The 20,996-nt window shown below is 38.6% G+C and carries 17 protein-coding genes and 2 pseudogenes; 10 read left to right on the top strand and 9 right to left on the bottom strand.

The features are described 5' to 3' along the window. Window position 1: 1 nt before the first annotated feature. Window positions 2-1,381 carry a DUF1822 family protein gene (locus tag CAL6303_RS12145; RefSeq protein WP_015198123.1) on the bottom strand — a complete coding sequence of 460 codons (1,380 nt, stop codon included), beginning with the start codon at window positions 1,379-1,381 and terminating at the stop codon, window positions 2-4. 2 nt (window positions 1,382-1,383) lie between these two features. Further along, the gene (locus CAL6303_RS12140) at window positions 1,384-2,784 is read right to left on the bottom strand and encodes a hypothetical protein (RefSeq protein ID WP_015198122.1); all 1,401 of its coding nucleotides are present in this window, start codon (window positions 2,782-2,784) and stop codon (window positions 1,384-1,386) included. A 228-nt stretch (window positions 2,785-3,012) separates the two neighbouring features. Between CAL6303_RS12140 and CAL6303_RS12135 the strand changes: the two genes are divergently transcribed. Further along, window positions 3,013-3,327 carry a hypothetical protein gene (locus CAL6303_RS12135; protein ID WP_015198121.1) on the top strand — a complete coding sequence of 105 codons (315 nt, stop codon included), beginning with the start codon at window positions 3,013-3,015 and terminating at the stop codon, window positions 3,325-3,327. A gap of 85 nt (window positions 3,328-3,412) precedes the next feature. After that, a pseudogene (locus tag CAL6303_RS29175) lies at window positions 3,413-4,649 on the top strand (ISAzo13 family transposase). Window positions 4,650-4,803: 154 nt separating this feature from the next. Here the strand turns inward: CAL6303_RS29175 and CAL6303_RS12120 are convergent. Both CAL6303_RS12120 and CAL6303_RS31450 read right to left on the bottom strand, forming a co-directional pair. Beyond that, the gene (locus CAL6303_RS12120) at window positions 4,804-5,043 is read right to left on the bottom strand and encodes a hypothetical protein (protein ID WP_144051042.1); all 240 of its coding nucleotides are present in this window, start codon (window positions 5,041-5,043) and stop codon (window positions 4,804-4,806) included. Further along, window positions 5,033-5,233 (bottom strand): plasmid partition protein ParG, encoded by a 201-nt coding sequence (locus tag CAL6303_RS31450; RefSeq protein ID WP_015198119.1) that lies wholly within the window; start codon window positions 5,231-5,233, stop codon window positions 5,033-5,035. The genes CAL6303_RS12120 and CAL6303_RS31450 overlap by 11 nt, the downstream gene beginning before the upstream one ends. A 213-nt stretch (window positions 5,234-5,446) precedes the next feature. Between CAL6303_RS31450 and CAL6303_RS12110 the strand changes: the two genes are divergently transcribed. After that, on the top strand, window positions 5,447-6,844 hold the full coding sequence (locus tag CAL6303_RS12110; protein WP_015198118.1) for a hypothetical protein: 1,398 nt from the start codon (window positions 5,447-5,449) through the stop codon (window positions 6,842-6,844). Window positions 6,845-6,940: 96 nt separating this feature from the next. Continuing rightward, complete coding sequence (locus CAL6303_RS12105) at window positions 6,941-7,306, top strand: hypothetical protein (RefSeq protein ID WP_015198117.1); 366 nt, start codon at window positions 6,941-6,943, stop codon at window positions 7,304-7,306. A 26-nt stretch (window positions 7,307-7,332) separates the two neighbouring features. Here the strand turns inward: CAL6303_RS12105 and CAL6303_RS12100 are convergent, their stop codons facing one another. The 3 genes from CAL6303_RS12100 to CAL6303_RS12090 all read right to left on the bottom strand — a co-directional run bounded on the left by CAL6303_RS12100 (window position 7,333) and on the right by CAL6303_RS12090 (window position 11,871). Next, complete coding sequence (locus tag CAL6303_RS12100) at window positions 7,333-7,587, bottom strand: hypothetical protein (RefSeq protein ID WP_015198116.1); 255 nt, start codon at window positions 7,585-7,587, stop codon at window positions 7,333-7,335. A 426-nt stretch (window positions 7,588-8,013) separates the two neighbouring features. Next, window positions 8,014-9,678 carry a hypothetical protein gene (locus CAL6303_RS12095; RefSeq protein WP_015198115.1) on the bottom strand — a complete coding sequence of 555 codons (1,665 nt, stop codon included), beginning with the start codon at window positions 9,676-9,678 and terminating at the stop codon, window positions 8,014-8,016. A 15-nt stretch (window positions 9,679-9,693) separates the two neighbouring features. After that, window positions 9,694-11,871: a CHAT domain-containing protein gene (locus CAL6303_RS12090; RefSeq protein WP_015198114.1), complete on the bottom strand. Its 2,178-nt coding sequence runs from the start codon at window positions 11,869-11,871 to the stop codon at window positions 9,694-9,696. A gap of 6 nt (window positions 11,872-11,877) precedes the next feature. On the opposite strand from CAL6303_RS12090, the gene CAL6303_RS12085 reads away from it, so the two are divergent. Then, window positions 11,878-13,653: a caspase family protein gene (locus tag CAL6303_RS12085; protein WP_144051041.1), complete on the top strand. Its 1,776-nt coding sequence runs from the start codon at window positions 11,878-11,880 to the stop codon at window positions 13,651-13,653. Between the two features lie 18 nt (window positions 13,654-13,671). Here CAL6303_RS12085 and CAL6303_RS29905 read toward each other — a convergent pair whose 3' ends face one another. Further along, on the bottom strand, window positions 13,672-14,217 hold the full coding sequence (locus CAL6303_RS29905) for a hypothetical protein (protein WP_144051040.1): 546 nt from the start codon (window positions 14,215-14,217) through the stop codon (window positions 13,672-13,674). 848 nt (window positions 14,218-15,065) lie between these two features. Here CAL6303_RS29905 and CAL6303_RS28480 point away from each other — a divergent pair. Beyond that, window positions 15,066-16,649 carry a caspase family protein gene (locus tag CAL6303_RS28480; protein ID WP_015198111.1) on the top strand — a complete coding sequence of 528 codons (1,584 nt, stop codon included), beginning with the start codon at window positions 15,066-15,068 and terminating at the stop codon, window positions 16,647-16,649. After that, the gene (locus tag CAL6303_RS12070; RefSeq protein ID WP_015198110.1) at window positions 16,637-16,924 is read left to right on the top strand and encodes an AAA family ATPase; all 288 of its coding nucleotides are present in this window, start codon (window positions 16,637-16,639) and stop codon (window positions 16,922-16,924) included. Before CAL6303_RS28480 ends, CAL6303_RS12070 begins: the two co-directional genes overlap by 13 nt. 202 nt (window positions 16,925-17,126) lie before the next feature. On the opposite strand, the pseudogene CAL6303_RS29170 reads toward CAL6303_RS12070, so the two are convergent. Next, window positions 17,127-18,363: pseudogene (locus CAL6303_RS29170) on the bottom strand (ISAzo13 family transposase). Between the two features lie 487 nt (window positions 18,364-18,850). Here CAL6303_RS29170 and CAL6303_RS12055 point away from each other — a divergent pair. From CAL6303_RS12055 to CAL6303_RS12045, 3 genes are all read left to right on the top strand, one after another. Further along, window positions 18,851-19,315, top strand: a complete 465-nt coding sequence (locus CAL6303_RS12055) for an HXXEE domain-containing protein (protein ID WP_015198109.1) — start codon at window positions 18,851-18,853, stop codon at window positions 19,313-19,315. Between the two features lie 215 nt (window positions 19,316-19,530). Next, window positions 19,531-20,043, top strand: a complete 513-nt coding sequence (locus CAL6303_RS12050; protein ID WP_015198108.1) for a GNAT family N-acetyltransferase — start codon at window positions 19,531-19,533, stop codon at window positions 20,041-20,043. A 96-nt stretch (window positions 20,044-20,139) separates the two neighbouring features. Continuing rightward, window positions 20,140-20,991: a nucleotidyltransferase domain-containing protein gene (locus tag CAL6303_RS12045; RefSeq protein ID WP_015198107.1), complete on the top strand. Its 852-nt coding sequence runs from the start codon at window positions 20,140-20,142 to the stop codon at window positions 20,989-20,991. Window positions 20,992-20,996: the final 5 nt, after the last annotated feature.

The raw sequence follows: 20,996 nt of genomic DNA, 5'->3' as shown, positions 1-20,996 counted from the left end.
GTTACCTCCCCAAATCAAAAGCAAACGGTGGTAAATTCACCTCAACCCCATCCATCAAACTCACACTTACCAAAAACTTCTCATCCCAATTACCCACAACACGGGTAAATATATAAGCATCTTCACTTTCTGCATTTAATCCCAACTCGTCTAAAATACCAGTTTGGTCGCTAACCCTAAGTTTAATATCAGCAGGTAAGCTACTCAAAGCAGGAGCGCCTAAAATTAACAATAAACTCCACTCCCGTTGCTCAGATTCTCCTACCAAATGCCAAGTTACCGCATACATCCGCAGAGGAATCCCAGCTAACAATATATCCTGATATGCACCCCTTGCTTGGATGGGAATTTCCAAACCTCTCTGTCGCAATTGGGTAGCAATTACCTCAAATTCTTCCTCTGGAATACGCATTGGACGCATTCCCGAAGCTGGCACAAAACTTGGTAAAAGTACCCAAGAAAGTCCTTTTGCTAACTCATCTAACTCATTCCCTAACCAACGTCCAGCATTCACTGCTGGTTGGGTAATCAATTTGATCAAATCCCGTAAAAAGGTATTTGCAGGAGGATTATTTTCTGGCTGCAAATCTTGCTGTAAAGTATAAACCCAATTCAGTAATTCTGGATTCGTAAATACAGCAGTTGCTTGTTCCCAGGTTAAAATATCGGCTAATTCCCGTTCAGGCAATTGCAATTCCGGTAATAACTCAAGTAATTGATTTTGTACAGTTGCTAAAATCTCTGCACGGTTTGTAGGAATTGCAGGTAAGGATATTGCGGATACTTCCAAACAACGTAAATATAATAATAAACGGTCTGGATTATTATCAAAAGATGATATTGGTAGTTGATAATTGCCATCTGATTGTAGAGACATTAAATTTTGCCTCTCTAGCAATTCTTGATAGGATAAAAAAGCGTAAACATTCGCACTTTGTCGTTCTTCTAGCACCTCAACTAACACATAAAAATGGGGGATAAACTCAGGTAAATCAATTATGACTCTTGGTAAACTCACCATTTCATCATTGAGACTACCAGTAGCAATCAAACAAACTTTAAATTCACCAACTTGTAAATTAGCAACAGCATTAATAAAATTTGCCAAAGCTGGTTGCAAAATCGTACATTTATCTGAATTAATTGTTAAAGATTCAGCCCTTTCATCCAACCAGGTTTCAAAAGCAGATAAAGCCAAACAATTGAGATAGACTTGCCATTCCTTCAACCGATTGGGAATGCGAAGCTTGCGCGACGAAAGTCGTTCGCTTATTTCTGCGGCTCGGTCAATATCATCATCTGATAAAATAATTGCGGAGGTTGGTAAATCGTCAAAGTCAAGGTAAGACATGGGTAAAATATTACTTGTAAGGTGATTCATAATTAATTATTTGCCTGTTTTCTAATATCGAGATATTCACATAAACGTTGTGCAAAAATATCAGTTTTTAAATAATTCTTCGCCGTTCGAGACTGGGATTCGGCATTTTCAATAATTTTGCTAATTTCTGATAATAGAAAAATTGTTAGCTGTTCATCTAGTTTATTCAATGCTTGCACATCAGCATAGTTTTTTGCTTGCTCCTTTACCGAATCTTTTAAAATTATCAACATTTCCTGTTGCACATCCGTTCGTAGTTCCTTTAATTTCAATAACTTTGTCACCGTATATTGCGCTCTCATTCCTAATGTCTCAGCAATTTCCTTCATCGCTAAATTCTGACATTGGGATAACTCCAGAGCAGTTAAAAATATTCTCGCTTTATCACCCTTTTTTTGCAATTTTCTCACCCTTGCTTCTGTAACTTGGGCTAAAGCTGATTGCAAACTCTCCTGAAATTGATGGCGATAAAACTCTAAAAATTCAGATTGTTCATCGCTGATTTCACTATTTTCACTAGCAGGAGCAGATACATTATCTAATAATGAATTAGACTTATTTGTAAAACTTGCATCTAGAGAATCTATTGGTAAAGAACCACCCCTCACATAAATTCGATATTCACGTAATTGATTTGCTAGCTTTGTCAACTTGACTCTCACAGTTTCATTATCAAATAATCTCCCTGTTTGATTTTTGATATATATCGCAATATCTTCTAATTGTTGATAACTTGGCTCAATACATTTAATCCTAATCTTATTTCTAATATTTTGTAATCTTTGAACTCGGTAAATAGTATGATACCCCTGCAAAAGATATTGTGCTGACTGAATCTCTAATTCACCCAGAGTATGAAAATCCTTGAGAATACGCTGCAATTGTTGAGGTTGAGTATCATTGAGAATTGCCCAATTGCTAATTAGATAAACACCACGTTCCAAAAGAAAATGGTTTAATTCTGGATGCTGTTTTACCCTGATACTTGCCCAAGTAGTCAAACTACCTTGAGTTGTATCAAAACTTTGAAGAATTTGTCGAGAAAAACATTGATGTTTACTTCCCGGTGATAACCTCCCATCATCATCCAAGACAAAAGGTAATAATTCGCTGCAATGAAAATTATACTTCTCACCAAATCTACTTGTTAATTTCAAACATCCCTGTTCTAAAATTCCAGATACGAAGCAAAGTAAACAGCGTTCCGCAAGCAAACTACTTTCACCAGAACTATCTCGATACAAATCCATCAGCTGATGCTGAATATCTCCATCCGGTGCATCATCAGTTAATTCACCAAATAATTGCGTGAAAAATGACCTAGCAGTAGGGATTTCCAGAATTTTCCGGTTCCCTCCCCCATCAATCCTCACTAATTTCCAATACCTTGAAGCATCACCCATAAGTATTTTTATTTAAATATTATTGTTGATTGTCACATAGTGAATGCTCCCATACGCAACAAGTTGTACCTTGATACATTTCATACTGAGTACCTGATTTAACAACTATTTTCCATCCTCATCTTTCTATAATTCTGGAGAAATTGACCTTATGCAATTTCTGAAAATGGCATATCCTCCCCAACCTGAGAAATACATCTAACCAGCAAAATTAACTTAGTTGCAATTATGAAACGTTTTCTCTCAAGTCTGGTTTTAGCTGGTTGTTTCCTCACTTCTACAAGTCTCCCCCTTATCCCTCATCAATACGGGAAACTCGCACAAGCACAAACTACAGACGAACTATTTTATACATTTTACGGTCAAAAAATACCTCTGAATCTCAAACGCGATCGCGTTGCTGTTAGTTTTAAACCAACGACTAATAGCCGCTCCTCTCGCTCTACTCAACCTCTATACTTGCAGTTACAGCAGGATTTAAGGGACTTCCAGAAAATAAACTATTCCATTGGAAATAATGATAATCATTTTAAAGGGGGATGAAGGGGCTGCCGACGGCAGCCCCTTCATCCCCCTTTTGTAGTAATTTGAATAATGACTGAGTTTTTGAGTGTAGCAACTGGTGACTATAGTATTAACTGATTCTCTGAAAAAGTTGTTCATTGAAACTGCATCTCAATTAAAAGGTGCAGAAAAGCGTAGATTTATGGCTTCGACAGTTCAAAGCTTAGGTTTAGGAGGGCAAAGACTTGCACAATCAGAATTAGGATGGAATCGAGACACAATTCGCAAAGGAACAAGAGAATTAAAAAGCGGTATTACTTGTGTTGATAACATGAGTGGCAAAGGACGTTACAAAGCAGAAGAACATCTGCCAAATCTTTTAGAAGATATCAAAAAAATAGTTGACTTCTATAGTCAAACCGATCCGAGTTTTAAAAGTCAAAGACTATATACTAGACTCAGTGCAGCCGAAGTTAGAAAGCAATTAATCGAAAAGTCTGGTTATAGTGATGAAAAGTTACATACATCAGAAACAATTCGAGTCAAATTAAATAATTTAGGTTATAAGCTCAGAAGGGTAAAGAAAGTTCAGCCTCAAAAAAAATCCCACAAACTGATGCAATCTTTGAGCAATTAGATGTAGTAAATAAAGATGCAGATGAAGATAAGAGTGTTTTACGTCTAAGCATGGACGGAAAAGCCTGTGTTAAGATCGGCTCATTTGACCGAGGGGGTAAAAGCCGGGATGGGGTGAAAGCATCAGACCATGATTATAATCCGAAAACAACTGTAACTCCTTATGGAATATTTCTTCCAGAGCTTGACGAGTTATTTTTGTACTTTACAGAATCGAAAGTTACAAGTGATTTTATCGTTGATATTCTAGAAGATTTTTGGTCTTGTGAAAAGCATCGTTTTTCTGAAGTTAAAACACTACTTCTGAATCAAGATAATGGTCCGCAGAATAGTTCGCGGCGTACCCAATTTATGAAACGTATAGTAGAGTTTGCTCACAAACATCAAGTAAATATACGTTTAGCTTATTATCCTCCCTATCATAGTAAATACAATCCAATAGAAAGGACATGGGCAGTACTAGAAAATCATTGGAATGGGAGTATTTTAGATGAACTAGAAACGGCTTTAAATTTTGCTAGCACTATGAAATGGAACGGGAAACATCCAGTCGTTAAGCTAGTACACGAAACTTATGAGAATGGGGTAAAGCTTACAAAAAAAGCTATGGCTCAAATCGAAAACAGATTGAGCGGCTAACCGATTCTAATCATGAAGTTTTCCCAAATTTAGGTAATTGGTTTATTGATATTTGTTGTAGTAAAACAAACGTGATTTCATTTTAATAGCAACATTTATTTAGCGGCAAAATATCCCTTATTTACACTGTTTAACTTCAAATAACAAGTGTATAGACTCTTATGCATAAATGAGGGGGAGAAAAGGGCTTGCCGACGGCAAACCCTTTTCTCCCCCTCAAAATGATTATCATTCTTTAAATCAACCTGTCTTTTCCTTTTTTTGGAATAATTTATTCTTTGGAAGTCCCTTAGTTACAGAACTGGAACTATTGCCAAGTAAGAGTTTGCACCTGCTTGCATCTGTAAAATCCTGGGAGGCGATCGCACTGGCGTAGCTTCTCCTCTTGGGACTTAGTGCTGACCTGTCGGTTGCAGAGCGATCGCTGCCATTTGTAAACAATAAACCATTTTTTTTGGCAACAATCTCTCTACTTCCCATTTTTATCATCAACATCATCTGGTTTATCAAAAAGCCCTGGCGGTGCATTCTCCTTAACCCAGTGTTCGATTAATTCGTGCGCTACATCGCTCATGTTTACACCCTTCCACGTACACACGGTATTAAAATGTCGCTTCAGATTTTCGTCCATCGATAAATTAAGTCTCTCCGTCCTCGTTTTTTTAGACATAATTTTTAGTGTTAAATATATTTAAGTGATTAAGTGACTACGTGACTACGTGATAAAATTTAGGTATAAACGCAAAAATCCTCTCAGCATTGCATTAAAGCATTGCTTATAGAGGGTTTGCAACGCACGTTTTTAGAAACCAAAACCCCCCGCAAGACTCGCAATCAGGACGGAGGGCAAGGTTAGCCCAAATGAATAGGGACATCTTTAATTATGAACGCAACTGCTCCTTTTTCACTAGCGTATAGCTTCGATTACGATCGCTTTGCCAAACCCGATTTACAAGCTAAGGCAAAATCCACTCTCGGCAACTTCTTTGGCTTCGTTCGCCAGACCTTTGATGGCTTAATTGAGATAGGGCGATCGCTCCAAGATTTCTACTTTGACTGCCTTGCGTTTTGCCCGAATGGCAAGAAAGTATTCTCTGAATGGCTTGCTTCACCTGATTTTGGTGCGTCCCGCTATATTGCCTCCTCAGCAATGGAAATTAGCGCCTGGTTCGAGAAATTACCCACGCGATCGCAAAAACTAATCCGTCAAAACCTACAAAATTGGAGCGTTTCTGCACTTCGACAGCTAACCAAAGTGAGCCACGATTTGGTCAAGGAATTGGTGCAATCGGGCAAAAAGACCGCAGCGCAGGTTAAGCAGGAGCGAGGGGGTGAGAGAGCCAGAGAGGGAGGAAATAAGCAAGCATTTCCTAGTGAGGACGCAAATCAAATTTCCTCCTCAATCCCCGAATTAGTCCCAGGAATGCGAATAGTCGTTAAGGAAGAGAATACGGGTTGGAATGGGAGCAGTGGGATAATCATGTCCAAGCGGCAAGATGACTTCTGGGTATTGCTTGACCATACGATCGCTCAGGGGATGGAAGTCAAACACCTGCTCAAACCTCACCAAATCGAACTAGAAACTCAACAACCAATTGCCAAGACCACTTCCCAAGAGCTTTTTACTGCTGCCCAAGTCGAACAAAAAGTCGCAGATGCTTTAGCACAAAGGGAACGCGAAAAAGCAGAGTCCGAGCAGGGGAGGTTTATCGAAATTCGGGATGCTGCATTGCAAGCTGCAAAACGAGAAATTCAAGCTGCTCAGGAATATGCTCGTGCGCTGGAACAAGCCAAACAGAAATTAATCGAACAATTAGCAAGCAAAGATTTGGAGGTGCGATCGCTTAACGCATTGCAAACCAAAAACCGACTATTAGAAAAACGGGTGGCTGAGTTAAAAAAAGCCCTCGAAAACTCCAGTGCGAACAATTGGGGTAATACTTTTAACAATCAAGCTGCAAAAGTGGTTAACTCGGAGTTGGAGAAAACTATCGAACCGTTGATGTCCGAAGTCGATCGCTTAAACAGTGTGTTGTCGCAGAAAGAGCAAGAAATTGTTCGGCTTCAAACAAGCGATCGCTCACAGCAAGAATCAAAATCAGATGCAGTTTTAGAGGAGTTTGGTGAGATAGGGGAAAGATTTGGGTGGTCTGGTTGGAGTCGTCGGGGTTATCGTGCTGCTAGTGGGATATTGTGTACGGGGATTAGTGCGATCGCTGCTTTCATTTCTGACTTGAAACAATCTTCTCCCACTTACCAACAGCAAGAAATCGCATTTTAGGTTTACATCAAATTAGATTTGTGTCGAATTTTGCTATTGATTCAAAATGGCGATCAGTTTGACATGGCGAAAACAAGCTAACCAAAGAAATTGAAAATGCAATGTCGAGAAAAAGAGATTCATATCAAGAAAATCCCTCGCTGGTTTGCAAAATTTATACTGCGGTCACAGTATAACCCCAATAATCAACAGATATTTTTCACACTGCTCGAACCGATGACACCACAAGAATGGTGCTTGATTTGGATACCAATCATCCATCCCGGAATCGAATTGCCAAGCAATGGAGAACGAAATCCGACGGGGTACATGAAAGCTTGTCTGACAACTTTATCGACATTAACCGGGTATCATGAACGAACCGTGGAAGGATGGTTTTATGGAAAACCGTACCATTATTCAGTAGAAATTTTACTGCGATGCTTTCATTTATTGTTTACATTGCAGCAATATTTAAACTAATAAACCTATGCGAGTATTTATTTTTATCAATCAGAGAAGTTATCGACTCTAATATCTCTCCAAATATCAGAGATTTGCCACCCTGAGTTACCGATAGATTGAACTATCGGGTTATCCCGCATTGGAATATAGTTAGATTCTTTATTTTCTATAATTATGCGTTTTAGCTCCAGACTCACCTCTGGAACATCCTTTGTATCTGGCTGTAAATTTTGTTCTTCTTCCTCAATATTTTTGATTTTAAGAAGAAGTTGTTTTTCAGATTTTTTGATTAGTGTCATATCTAGATTTTGAGCTAGGAATACGATTTCAATTGCATATCAACACAGGCACAGATTTATTATTTTACATTTTCATAATCAAATATTATCAATATGAAGAAATGTAAATATTTCAAAATTCTAGCATGAGACAAAAGTATTGCTTGCGTTATCTTTAGTGGTCAGAATGACATAAATTTTTCCTTATAATTGATCCTGTGTAGGCAAAGCTTTCCCCGTAGGATAGCATCTGGCAAGATTATAAGCGCAAGCTCCAGGGATACAAGCAACAGAATGACCGAAGAGCATTTCTTTTTGTGTGGTTCTCTAAATTAAATTAACGATTTTGATGAAAACAGGTAAACTTATATTTTTGTACATACCGAATAAATCCGTAGAGTTGAAAGAAATATCCTTTTAGATTCGGGAGAAAAAGAAAGTATAAAATTAACCTTTTTTCTCCTCTCCCCCCGGTAAATTAGTCACACTACGGCTAGCCACATCCGCACTCAATCCCCAAAGTATCAATCCCAAATAATCAGAAAAAGGGTCAGATCCAAAAGTTGTTCCTTTTTCTACATAAAGAGAGCGTATCCCTACTAAGGATAGCCCGAATAATAACGCTAACGACAACAAGGGTCTCCCAATCCAAAGTGTTGCTTCTGCTCGCAGTTCGTTAGATACCCCCGCAATATCTATCAATCTTTGTTTCAACCAAGCAAACCTGTTCATCGCCGTTTTTGATTGGACAACAGTAGCTTGTACAGCACGTTCAGCAGATGCGATCGCTAAAACGGCTTCATTTTCGGCTGCTGTTAAACTAGGATCGGGTTTGTCGTCTGCTCCCATCATCCCTTTGCTGACTTTGGCAATCATTAAGGACATCTGTTGCAGCAATTCCTTTGCTTTATCGTCATTCTTAAATTTAATCAAATTACGAGCTTCTTGAATTTTTGCCAATACTCCATTCTCACCCCCAACATCGGGGTCTTGTTCCATACCTTGCAACTGCTGTTCCATTTTTCGCAGGCTAGTTAAGCAGTTTGAACGCTCTTTAATTTTACCTAAATCTGTGGTTACTGTTTCTAACTCAATTTGAGAAACAGAATCCCGGACTTTTTTCAACATTGGGGTGAGAATTTCTTGGTCTTTTGAGTCAGATTCAGCAAAAATTTGTCCCTCAACTTGATACAGCTTCGCCAAAGCATCAGATTGGGGAATCCCCTTTTCTTGCATATATTTAAACAATCTGCCCAAAATGATTCCAACGAATAAAACGAAAATTGGCAATGCTGGACCAGTACGCATACTTAAATCGATAGGAATCACCAGTCTCCCTTCTTTACCTTCAAGCGTGAGGTAAACTGCCCCAGTATAACGGTCAGGGGGAATACGCGATCGCGTCCATTTCAATGGCAAACTAATAATCTTATTGGCTGGCATTTCTGAGTTTGGTGGCGGTTCCACCTCTGTTGTCCTAATTTGGTAGCCAGTTTGCTTCCCTTCTAAAACTACCTCTGCACTGGTGAGGGAAACTGGTGATTGAATTGGATTATCTAAACGAAGTTGCCATTGATTTTGGAAATTACTAGCAGGAAGTAATAGATGAGCCAAACCGCAGTCCCAACTACATCGAACTAATTGCACTTGTACCTGTTCTGAGCCTTTGACGGGTACCAAAGCGGGTTTTGCTTTTGCTTTCACTTTCAGGGGGATTACCAACGCTTCTGAGCGTTTTTGACCAGGTAAAAGCAATTCAATCTCCCCTGTATAGGTTCCTGGTAACTTGACACCATTCACCTTGACCTGAAAATCTTTCGGTAATCCCGCTTCCAGCTTCCGTTCCCCAATTAATTCCACCTGTTGCCGACCAATTATTTCATCTGCTCCCTGCCGCTTTAAGTCTGATGCTAGTAATGTTAAAGCTGCCACATCCTTTCCAGATGCAGTAAAGCGAATATTACCAATTAAGGCGTTTTCTTCCCCCAGCCAACCTTTAATTTCTAGAGGCTTGTCTTTGGCATCGACTTCAATTTTAACGTTAACTTGGGCGTAAGCAGGAGCAGGGCAAATCAATAAAATCAGTAATGCAGCAGTAATCCAGGGTTTCATAGGTATTTTTAGTAACTAGTGATGGGTAACAGCACGAGCTAAAGCAATCTCATAAGGAGCATACAATGAATAAACTAAGCCTAAAGGATTGAGATTTTGCTGAAGCATTTCCCGACGCACTGCAAGCATGGCTTTTCCTAAAGGTTCTCCTCGAAATACCCTTGTCAATAATGCCAAAGCATAAGGTTCAGCAAACATTTCCGGTACGGGACATTCTGTACCAATGACACCACTTGCTCCCGCCCCACGAAAGTCGTTAATTAAATTCATATAACTTTCGGGACTATAATCTCCTGTAGAGCAGCCGTTTAGTAAAACTAAAGGACGATGTTGCCAATTAACTTCCAAAGCATCAATTGTATTACTGTATATTTTTTCATCGCTTAATTGCAAATAAGGAATATTTTCAACTTCATCAATGCCACCGTGACAATAAAAGTAGATAATATCTAAATCTGAACTATAGGTTGCCCAAATATCTTGAAGTTCGATACGTTCCTCAGCTACTAGCATTTTCACTGAGCCAAGTTTTTCCAGTTTAGGCAGGTGGTTTTTCCAAAACCGAAAATCTCGCCAAACATTGAAATTGATGTGTAAAGGCTGAGTATTATTAATTTCCCATACCAAATTAGGTGTGTAAGAACTTTCTTCATTTGTCCAACCTGGTAATTGCTCGATCGCATAACGATAGCCCCAAAAAGCATGGGGACAAACAAAATTATAATCATTTTTGGCAGGACAACTATTACAGTCGATATCGTGACTCTGAAATTGCTGGCAAACTTGAAGTTGTTTGCTAGGTATAACTTTGCGCTCGTATAGTAAGCCCCAAGGAATTGTTGTATTTCTTAACCCTAAAATGGGATTATTAATTGGGTTAATTTGAATCACACTATCAGGCTTCAAGGCGGCTCGTAACTTTTCCCCCTTATCTTCGCCTAATGTTTGACTTTTGTTCTCTGGTAGTAACAAACGATACAACCTTCGACCAGCATCAGCCAACTGAGGTAGCCAAGTATTCAGTAATGGCATATCCCCTTGGATTTTAAACTGATAGCCTTCCTTAGTAGATGCGATCGCTTTTAATTTTTTTCGCACAGAAGCGATCGCACTTCCCAATCCGGACTGTAAGTTCGTTTCATAGGATACTAATTCTCGGTTCCCCTGAGTCCTGTCTAGAAAACGCAGGTCGGTGGTACCATCTTGCATATCAACCTGTACATCTATAGTTAAGAATCGCTCTGGAAGACGTGCTAATTTTTCGTTTGTTAGTAAATCAGTGGTAGTAAATATAACGCGACTGCTTTGGGGAGGACGCAATGATTCGGGGATATCTGCACCAACTGTAGGAATAATTAGGATTGCAAGTTGCTTGGATTGAAGCAAGTAGCCACGGTAGAATAACTCGACTTGGATGTAACCGCGACCATCAAATTTATGAGGTTTGACTGTAAATATCAGGTTATCAGATGCACCTGTGCGGGGTAAGGATAATTTTTTGGTAGTTGCATTAATATGGAAATCTTTGGAAGTAACCGCGACATCTAGAAGTAGGGTTTCTTGGTCGTTCCAAACCCGAGTTAAGGTTTTATCGGGGAAGGTAGTTGTATCTATTCCTTGGGGTTCAGGGCTAATGTTTATACATAGTAAATAAGTCTGTCCGTGGATTAGGGGTTCGGTTGTGGGGATTATTGTTTGGTTCTTGAATTCAGTAAAGTAAGTATTAAAGTAACGATAATTATCTACGTACTGGGAGATTTGTTCTAAAAAAACGAGTTGCTTGGTAGTTTGGTCTTGGTTTTCTGTCTTTAGAATAGTGCTAGTAATATCAATTATTTGTGTAGTCCTATTCCTATTCTCGCCGTTGCTTGAACCATCGAAGGTGACAATTTCTTTTGTCTCTCCAAAAAGTTCTGTTTTTAACTCAGCTAAATTAGGCAAAAATTCTCTAGGTATTCGACCATCCAAAGCATCTAATTTGCGTATTTTCGCCTTAAAAAGTTGGTTTAAGGTATAATTACCTTCAATAAGTGCTGTTATCTGTTCTTCGATAAAGTCCCAATAATCAGGGTCAATATCCAGCTGTTGTCCGACATCTTGCAGGATTGTTTGTTCGTCTTTGCTTAAGGGAATTTGTAGCTCTTTAATAGCCAGCAATAGGGCTATGAGGGTTTTGTTAATGGAAGAATTCATTAGTTTTTGATAAAAATTATAAATGTATATTTATTTACTATGAGACGAGATGCACTTGTAGTTGGTATCAATCAATATCCTTTTTTAAAGGATACACCGACAAGCCCTGCAAAACACCTGACAACACCTGCTGCTGATGCGGAAGCGATCGCGCAATTGCTAGAAAATCATGGTGATTTTCGGGTTAAGCGTCTGCCAGAAAGCATAATTGAAGGGAAATTACAGGTTGATCCAAAGAAAAAAGTCACAACAGAAGAGTTAGAAACAGCGATCGCAAACCTCTTTCTCCCGAATAGTAATAATATCCCAACAACTGCACTGTTATTTTTTGCTGGACATGGACTGCGAAGGACTCTAGATACACAAAAGCAAGGTTTTTTGGCAGTTAGCGATACTAATTTCAGTAGAGAGAAATGGGGTATGTCACTGGAAGATTTATGGGATATTTTGCAGAAAAGCCAAGTAAAGCAACAAGTTATTTGGCTGGATTGTTGTTTTAGTGGAGAATTGCTAAATTTTAGAGATACTGAACTGGGAAGACAGAACTCTGGTTGCGATCGCTGTTTGATTGCAGCATCTCGTGATTATGAAGTAGCTTATCAGCAGCTGGATAGCAAGCATGGATTATTCAGCAGTGCGCTGATTGCTGGGATTGACCCTTACAAAAATCAAGAAAATGAGTGGGTTACGAATGAACAACTAACTATAGTAGTACGCCAAAAGTTACAGAAATACTACAGAGAAAAAAGAATCTCCCAAATTCCACAAATAAGCAATCATGGTGAAGCTATTAAACTAATTTTAGGAAAACCTAATCCATTAGATAAGTTTCTACAAGCTTTAGTTCGGCAAGTTGATAATAAATTACCATTTTCTACGAAAATAAGAGAGGAATTGCAAGAGATTCAACATCATTGGAATCTGAAAAATGAAGATATTGAATTACTTTACATTCGTTTAGCAAAAGAACTTTACAAGCAAAATAGATTACAAGAATCGATTTATATATTTAAAGAAGCACTTGTGGTTAATCCAAATAATCCTATAATTCATGAGCAATTAGCATATATTTTGCTAGAGAATGGACAAATAGAAGATGCTATTCATGCATATGAATATGTGATTAATCTCAAACCAAACAATATCAATCTTCATGTATGGTTTGGAACAGTTTTTTATAGAACAAATCAGCTTGGAAGAGCAATTGAAGCATATAAGTTAGCAATTAAATTTAGTGACAATAAATCTGTTGATTTAGCAAAAATATACTATTTGCTAGGAAAAACATTTTATCAATGTGACATCTTTAATGATGATGCTGTTAGAAGTTATGAAGAAGCTATCAAAATAAAGCAAGATTATCCAGAAGCAATGGCTGGATTAGCAATGGCATTATATAAGGCAGGAAATTATTTGGGTGCATGTGAGACATTAAAAAAAGCAATTGACTTCCAACCAAAAAATCCTGACTTTCGCCGCGATTTAGGAATAATTTTTGCTGGACAGGGAAAATACAAGGATGCAATTGTTGAGTTTAAAGAAGCTATAAACCAAAATGCTATAAATAGTATGCCCGATCCAGTCGCTTATACACACTATGCGTTTGCGCTACTTGCAAATAATCAAAAAAAGAAAGCAGAAAGTGAAATAAAACTAGCTGTTGAGCTATTCAGAAAGCAAGGTATGAATGATGCAGCCGAGCAAATGGAATACTTATTTGAACAAATTAAAAAAGAAAGTAGTTGGGGAAACTTATTCAAGCGATTTATCGCTAATACTTAGTTTATAGATACTAATTGACTATCCCAAATTTCTCAACCGAATCTTACGGCAAATTGTAATCAAACGTACCAAAGGTAGAAATATTAAAACCAATCCTGTAATAAATTCTCTAATCATTTTGTGGTGGGGTTGCTCGAAAACTGCTGTAGGCAAACGATTTACGGGATAGCGGCTCCGAGGATTAATATTTATTTGATTACTATTATTCTCCCTAACTCTCTGTGTGCCTGATCTAACTGCGGCTCCTGTAATTATAGTGATTGTTGTGCTACTCATAACAACGTTTCTCTTGTCTCGATTCCGTTTTTTAATAGCTTGTCTTGCAGCTAATTCTGCATCTTTTTGATCTTGAGGAGTCAAGAAACCATTTCTAGTTGCATAGCGTGGTCTTAAAACGGATTCAACAGCCTTAAGCCCTGTATAAAATATATCTGCTACTTCTTGAAATCTTTGGTCAGTCAAGTCTTGAATCTGAAGATTACTGCGTAATAACTCTAGCTGAATTTTTGCAGTAACATCAGTTTCTATATTTTGTTCTATACGACTTGCATCCGATCTTGGCATATCATTCAAAAGCCTTTGAACTGATTGTTTTTGCTTACTTTTGTAAATTGCGTTATGAACTGCAAGACTTGCTTGCTGGTAGTTTGAGGGAGGATACGTTAAATTAATTTTTCTAATTGGTTGTGGTTTTATTGGTTTAACTGGTCTTGTAAATGTAGGTACTTTAGGTCGTTTAGAGGGGTTAGCCCTGGGAAGTTTGAATCGAATACCAATACCTGGCTCAAAACTGCTCAAATTTGTCGATCTTGCTTTCGAGTTTAAATTATCAGAGTAGCTAGAATTATCTTCGAGTAAGCTTTGAAGGTACTTATCTGATTCAACGCTCGATACTGATGACAGTGAAAAATTGCAAAGCAAAACTGTAGCGATTAAAACTTGTTTGCGTACATGTGTCATATTTATATATAGTAGCTAATGTTGTATACATTGACCGTTTTACAACGGGTTCAGTTAATAGACGTTAGTATTGAAATCACAAAAGCTCTTGACTTCTAATTCCAAGCGAATTACGCATTGGACATATAATTTTATATTACTTTTTCTTTCTGTAATGTTTAAATACACGTCCCACTATGTTAACTGGCATAATATAAGTAGGTACGTGTAAATAAAGTCAACTATGTAGCAGAATGTAAACGGTTAATAACCCTTGCGATTACTTTGCTTCACTCCGTTACGCACTCCTGCGGAGAAGCAAGGTACGTAATGACATAGCTGTAAATTTTTCTGCCCACCTGAATAGCTATTTACCGAAAGCACCGCACTCACTAAATTTCTCACAAAACCAATACTACCTTTTTGCGGTTATAATCAATATCTAAGTAAAAACACTTAACCTCACACTGCCCATGAGCCGAGATGCTTTAGTCGTAGGAATCAACAAATACCCCTTCCTCAAAGATTCAACGGGTAACAATAAGCATCTCACTACCCCTTCATCTGATGCAGAAGCGATCGCGCAACTTCTAGAAGCCCACAAAAACTTCCGAGTCAAACGCTTCCCAGTCAGCATTATCGATGGAAAATCCCAAGTTGATCCAGATAAACCCTTCAAAACCGATGAATTAGAAAAAGCCATCCTTGATTTATTCCTCCCAGAAACCGAAAAACCCCCAGAAACAGCGTTACTATTTTTCGCGGGACATGGATTGCGGAAGCAGTTAAGGCAAAATTTAACACAGGGTTTTTTAGCTGCTAGCGATGTGAACCCAGGCAAAATATGGGGGTTTTCGCTACGAGATTTATGGGATATATTGCAGCAAAGCCAAGTCAAGCAACAGATTATTTGGTTAGATTGCTGCTTTGCTGGAGAATTGCTCAATTTTAAAGATACGGAACTGGGAAGACAAAGTTCAGGATGCGATCGCTCTTTAATCGCAGCATCCCGTGACTATGAACCAGCTTATCAGCAATTAGATGGGAAACATGGGGTACTTACAGGTGCTATTTTGGCAGGACTTAACCCGCATCAAGTTCCAGAAGACGAATGGATTACAAATCGGACGCTTGCGGTTTCCGTCGAGCAGAGCCTACAAAAATACTACGATTTAGCAAAAATTCCCCAAACTCCACTGATTAGCAACCACGGGGAAGCTATTAAGCTGGTGCAAGGAAAAGCAAAACCTACATCAGAATCGCAAAATGAGGATGCTGTCAACATCCAATTTCGGTTACTTTTTCACGAAATTCTCAACGCAGACTTTAAACACCAAGTACCTGTTGTCAAGCAAGTTATCCAAAAACACCAAACAGCAGCTTTTTTGATTCACGGGGAGCAATACTGCGGACAGCAACTTTTGGTAACTCGTTTATCTCACCTCAAACCCAAGTGGAAAAATATATCACCCATTAAAGTTGATGTCGGACAAAGGGCTGTAGGTAGTCGTTTGCCGTATTTATGGCAACAACTGACTTCCTGGTTTGGTTTACCCAAGGATGCCCAATCCCATCAAATTATAGAACGGGTATGCGATCGGCTTTTAACTCAAGATGTAATTTTTATTTTCGACAGGGTAAACGATATGCAGCCAAGGATATTATCTGGGTGGCTTCAGGAATTTTGGGAACCGCTTGTAGCTAGGGTAGAAGAACATTGTCCATCAAAACACAGGAATACACACCTGTTAATGTTTCTGGTAGATAATAATGGCAGTGTTTGCAAGTCGGATATTTTGCTAGCACAAAAATGTGATGAACCAAACTATCCTCTCATGCCTCTTCACTTACCACCCATTAGCCCATTTACAGTAGATGTGTTGGATGAGTTAATTGATCGGGTGGCGACAATACCAAAACTGCAAATGCATGTTGATTTAACTTCCCAAATATTATTAGAAAAGTCGGAAAACGGGATTCCTGAGTTTGTTTATGAAGAAATTTGTGATTTTTGTGGTCATAGCTGGGAAGGAGGATTGGCAAAATGGCTGATTTAGCAAGCGTACTCACCGCCAATGGTAAGCAATATTACAGTGGTAAGCCAATTTCACCCCAGGATTGCCAAGAATACGGACTTTCCCCTTACCTACCATCAACCGAACTCATCAAAGCCGTTAATCTCGCTATTTTCCTGGAAAAACGTCCTTTATTGCTCAAAGGGGAACCGGGATGCGGTAAAACTACATTAGCGCAGGCGATCGCTCACGAATTGGGTTTACCCTACGAAGCTTGGTATATTAAATCCACAACCAGAGCTAGAGACGGACTCTAGGGACTTCCAAAGAATAAATTATTCCAAAAAAAGGAAAAGACAGGTTGATTTAAAGAATGATAATCATTTTGAGGGGGAGAAAAGGGTTTGCCGTCGGCAAGCCCTTTTCTCCCCCTCATTTATGCATAAGAGTCTATACACTTGTTATTTGAAGTTAAACAGTGTAAATAAGGGATATTTTGCCGCTAAATAAATGTTGCTATTAAAATGAAATCACGTTTGTTTTACTACAACAAATATCAATAAACCAATTACCTAAATTTGGGAAAACTTCATGATTAGAATCGGTTAGCCGCTCAATCTGTTTTTCGATTTGAGCCATAGCTTTTTTTGTAAGCTTTACCCCATTCTCATAAGTTTCGTGTACTAGCTTAACGACTGGATGTTTCCCGTTCCATTTCATAGTGCTAGCAAAATTTAAAGCCGTTTCTAGTTCATCTAAAATACTCCCATTCCAATGATTTTCTAGTACTGCCCATGTCCTTTCTATTGGATTGTATTTACTATGATAGGGAGGATAATAAGCTAAACGTATATTTACTTGATGTTTGTGAGCAAACTCTACTATACGTTTCATAAATTGGGTACGCCGCGAACTATTCTGCGGACCATTATCTTGATTCAGAAGTAGTGTTTTAACTTCAGAAAAACGATGCTTTTCACAAGACCAAAAATCTTCTAGAATATCAACGATAAAATCACTTGTAACTTTCGATTCTGTAAAGTACAAAAATAACTCGTCAAGCTCTGGAAGAAATATTCCATAAGGAGTTACAGTTGTTTTCGGATTATAATCATGGTCTGATGCTTTCACCCCATCCCGGCTTTTACCCCCTCGGTCAAATGAGCCGATCTTAACACAGGCTTTTCCGTCCATGCTTAGACGTAAAACACTCTTATCTTCATCTGCATCTTTATTTACTACATCTAATTGCTCAAAGATTGCATCAGTTTGTGGGATTTTTTTTGAGGCTGAACTTTCTTTACCCTTCTGAGCTTATAACCTAAATTATTTAATTTGACTCGAATTGTTTCTGATGTATGTAACTTTTCATCACTATAACCAGACTTTTCGATTAATTGCTTTCTAACTTCGGCTGCACTGAGTCTAGTATATAGTCTTTGACTTTTAAAACTCGGATCGGTTTGACTATAGAAGTCAACTATTTTTTGATATCTTCTAAAAGATTTGGCAGATGTTCTTCTGCTTTGTAACGTCCTTTGCCACTCATGTTATCAACACAAGTAATACCGCTTTTTAATTCTCTTGTTCCTTTGCGAATTGTGTCTCGATTCCATCCTAATTCTGATTGTGCAAGTCTTTGCCCTCCTAAACCTAAGCTTTGAACTGTCGAAGCCATAAATCTACGCTTTTCTGCACCTTTTAATTGAGATGCAGTTTCAATGAACAACTTTTTCAGAGAATCAGTTAATACTATAGTCACCAGTTGCTACACTCAAAAACTCAGTCATTATTCAAATTACTACAAAAGGGGGATGAAGGGGCTGCCGTCGGCAGCCCCTTCATCCCCCTTTAAAATGATTATCATTATTTCCAATGGAATAGTTTATTTTCTGGAAGTCCCTAACCTCAAAACCTATGAGATACCCACCCTGGTAAGCCTCTAGTCAAACACAGCAACGGCAATTTGGATTAAAACTTTTACAGTTTTGTTCTCTCAGAAAAACCGGCTATTTCGTACTTGTCGTGCTAAATCTTTAATTAAAGTTGATAAATTTGCTTTTAAATCAAGGCTTACAGGCACTTGTAGCCTAAATTTTAGCAATCAGATTTAAAAGGCAGAGAATAATGACTATTATGATTGCCCAGCAAGGGTTTTAAGGTATTGTTCTAACTAATTTAGCACGCTAATTACGCAAGACCCTTATTTACAGGATAAAAGCTATTCCCATCGTAAAACAATTATGGCATTACAAAATTTATCGGTTTGGCTATTAGCATTCGCGTTAATTCTCCATACAGTCGCCGAAGTATGGCTCCCAGCCTACGAAAAAGTGAAACCAGATTGGCGTTTAGTTCTTTTTGATACTGGATTATTTTTAGAAAATATACCCGTATTTCTCTTTGCATTTGTTACAGCCTTTGCAGGGTGGCAATGGCAAATTTTGGGGATGATTTTACCTGCTGTTGGTCTTACCCATCCCCTACTCGACCATCTATTTTTGAGTTGGAAATATCAACAACTCCGTCCCGGTACTTTGAGTGGATTATTTTTACTATTCCCCTTAAGTATTTGGGTTTATTATCTGGGATATACCCGGCAGTTGTTAAGCTTGCAAGCAGGGTTAATTAGTGGTGTAATCGGCTTGGCGATATCAGTACGGCTACTTTGGGAGGTAAGAAAAGTACCTGGGAGTCAAACTTCGTGAGCGATACTCATTCTTGAGTCGTTATGCGATAGCGCAAGCGCTGTTTCTTGGATGCCCGGAGGGCTTTTGTCAGTTCGCGCGCAGCACCTGAGGTGATCGCGTGATTACAAGAAAGGCTAATGCAAGGCTGCCAGGGAAAAGTCATGACGATAAAATTATGTGTTGCATAAAACCTTTGATCAGCCCCAATAAATTTATAAACAAAGGGAAATACTATGAAACAATCCGATCGCAGTCAAGACCTCCGCGAATACATAAATAGTCAGATTGCAATACGATTATTTGAAGAACGGGATGCCGAACAAATAGCCTTGTTATTCCATGACACGGTTCGTGAAATCAATATCCGCGACTACTCAAGCAACCAAGTTCGGGCATGGGCACCGGATAATATCTACTTTAGAGACTGGGTGAAAATGTGTTCAAGTCGATTTACATATATTGCCGATGATATGGGCATAATTGCTGGGTTTGGAGAGCTAGAAGCGAATGGTCATATCGACTGTTTTTATTGCCATAAAAATTACCAAGGTTGCGGTGTCGGTAAGCAAATTTATCGAGCAATTGAAGCAAAAGCAATTGAGTTGTCATTGAGCCGATTGTTTGTTGAGGTTAGTATTACCGCAAAACCGTTTTTCCAACGCATGGGGTTTTCAATTGTCCAAAAGCAGGAGGTAACTTGTCGGGGTGAAAGTTTTGTTAATTACGTAATGGAAAAGTCTCTTTAAATCTACAATGAAATAACCCTAAAGGGTACTGTTAAAATTCTTAAGATTTCCAATTGTAATTTCAACGCTCAATACTCAATCGAGGTAGAGCTAATTATGAATCAGCAATTACCTGACTTTATTCATGATGTTGTCGAACGTTTGCAGTCAATTGAGGGGATTGCATCTGTAGCACTCGGAGGTTCTCGCGCAAGAGGTAATCACACCCCAAAGTCAGATGTGGATTTAGGAATTTATTACCAACCAGACAATCCCATCGATGTAATTGCTCTCAATAAACTTGCTTGCGAACTTGATGATAATCATCGTCCCAATCTGATTACACCAATTGGTGGATGGGGAAAATGGATTAATGGTGGTGGTTGGCTCAAGATTAAAAATATGCCTGTGGATTTTCTCTATCGTGATGTTGCTCAGGTCGATCGCGTTATTGATGATTGCAGACTTGGGAAAATTACGATTGATTATCAACCCGGACATCCCCACGGTTTTGTCTCCTCAATTTATATGGGGGAAGTTGCTATTTCTTTATCACTTTGTGATTCTCATGGTGTTCTCGCAGCTTTGCAAGCCAAAACCCAACCCTATCCCATAGAACTACAAAAAGCAACTATTGATACCTTTGCTTGGGAAATTAGCTTTTCGCTGTTAGTTGGGAAAAAGTCAATTGCACGAGGTGATATAGCCCATGCAGCAGGTTGTTGTTTCCGCAGTATTGCTTGTATAAATCAGGTATTATTTGCACTAAATCATGAGTACCTACTGAATGAGAAAGGAGCAGTCGCTATGGCGAATAATTTTGCTGTGTGTCCGCACAACTATCAACAACGGGTAGAGTCGGCTTTTGCTTTGTTAGCAACAAAATCAATTGCGGAAGCTGTAGCTATTTTGGAAGAAATTGAGCTTGAGTTGAGTCAATGGTATGGCGAACGCCGTTTAGAGATGTAATAATT

This window comes from Calothrix sp. PCC 6303 (assembly GCF_000317435.1).
Lineage (GTDB): Bacteria > Cyanobacteriota > Cyanobacteriia > Cyanobacteriales > Nostocaceae > PCC-6303.
Note: the sequence above shows the minus strand (reverse complement) of the source record. Positions and strands in the feature narration are given on the sequence as shown.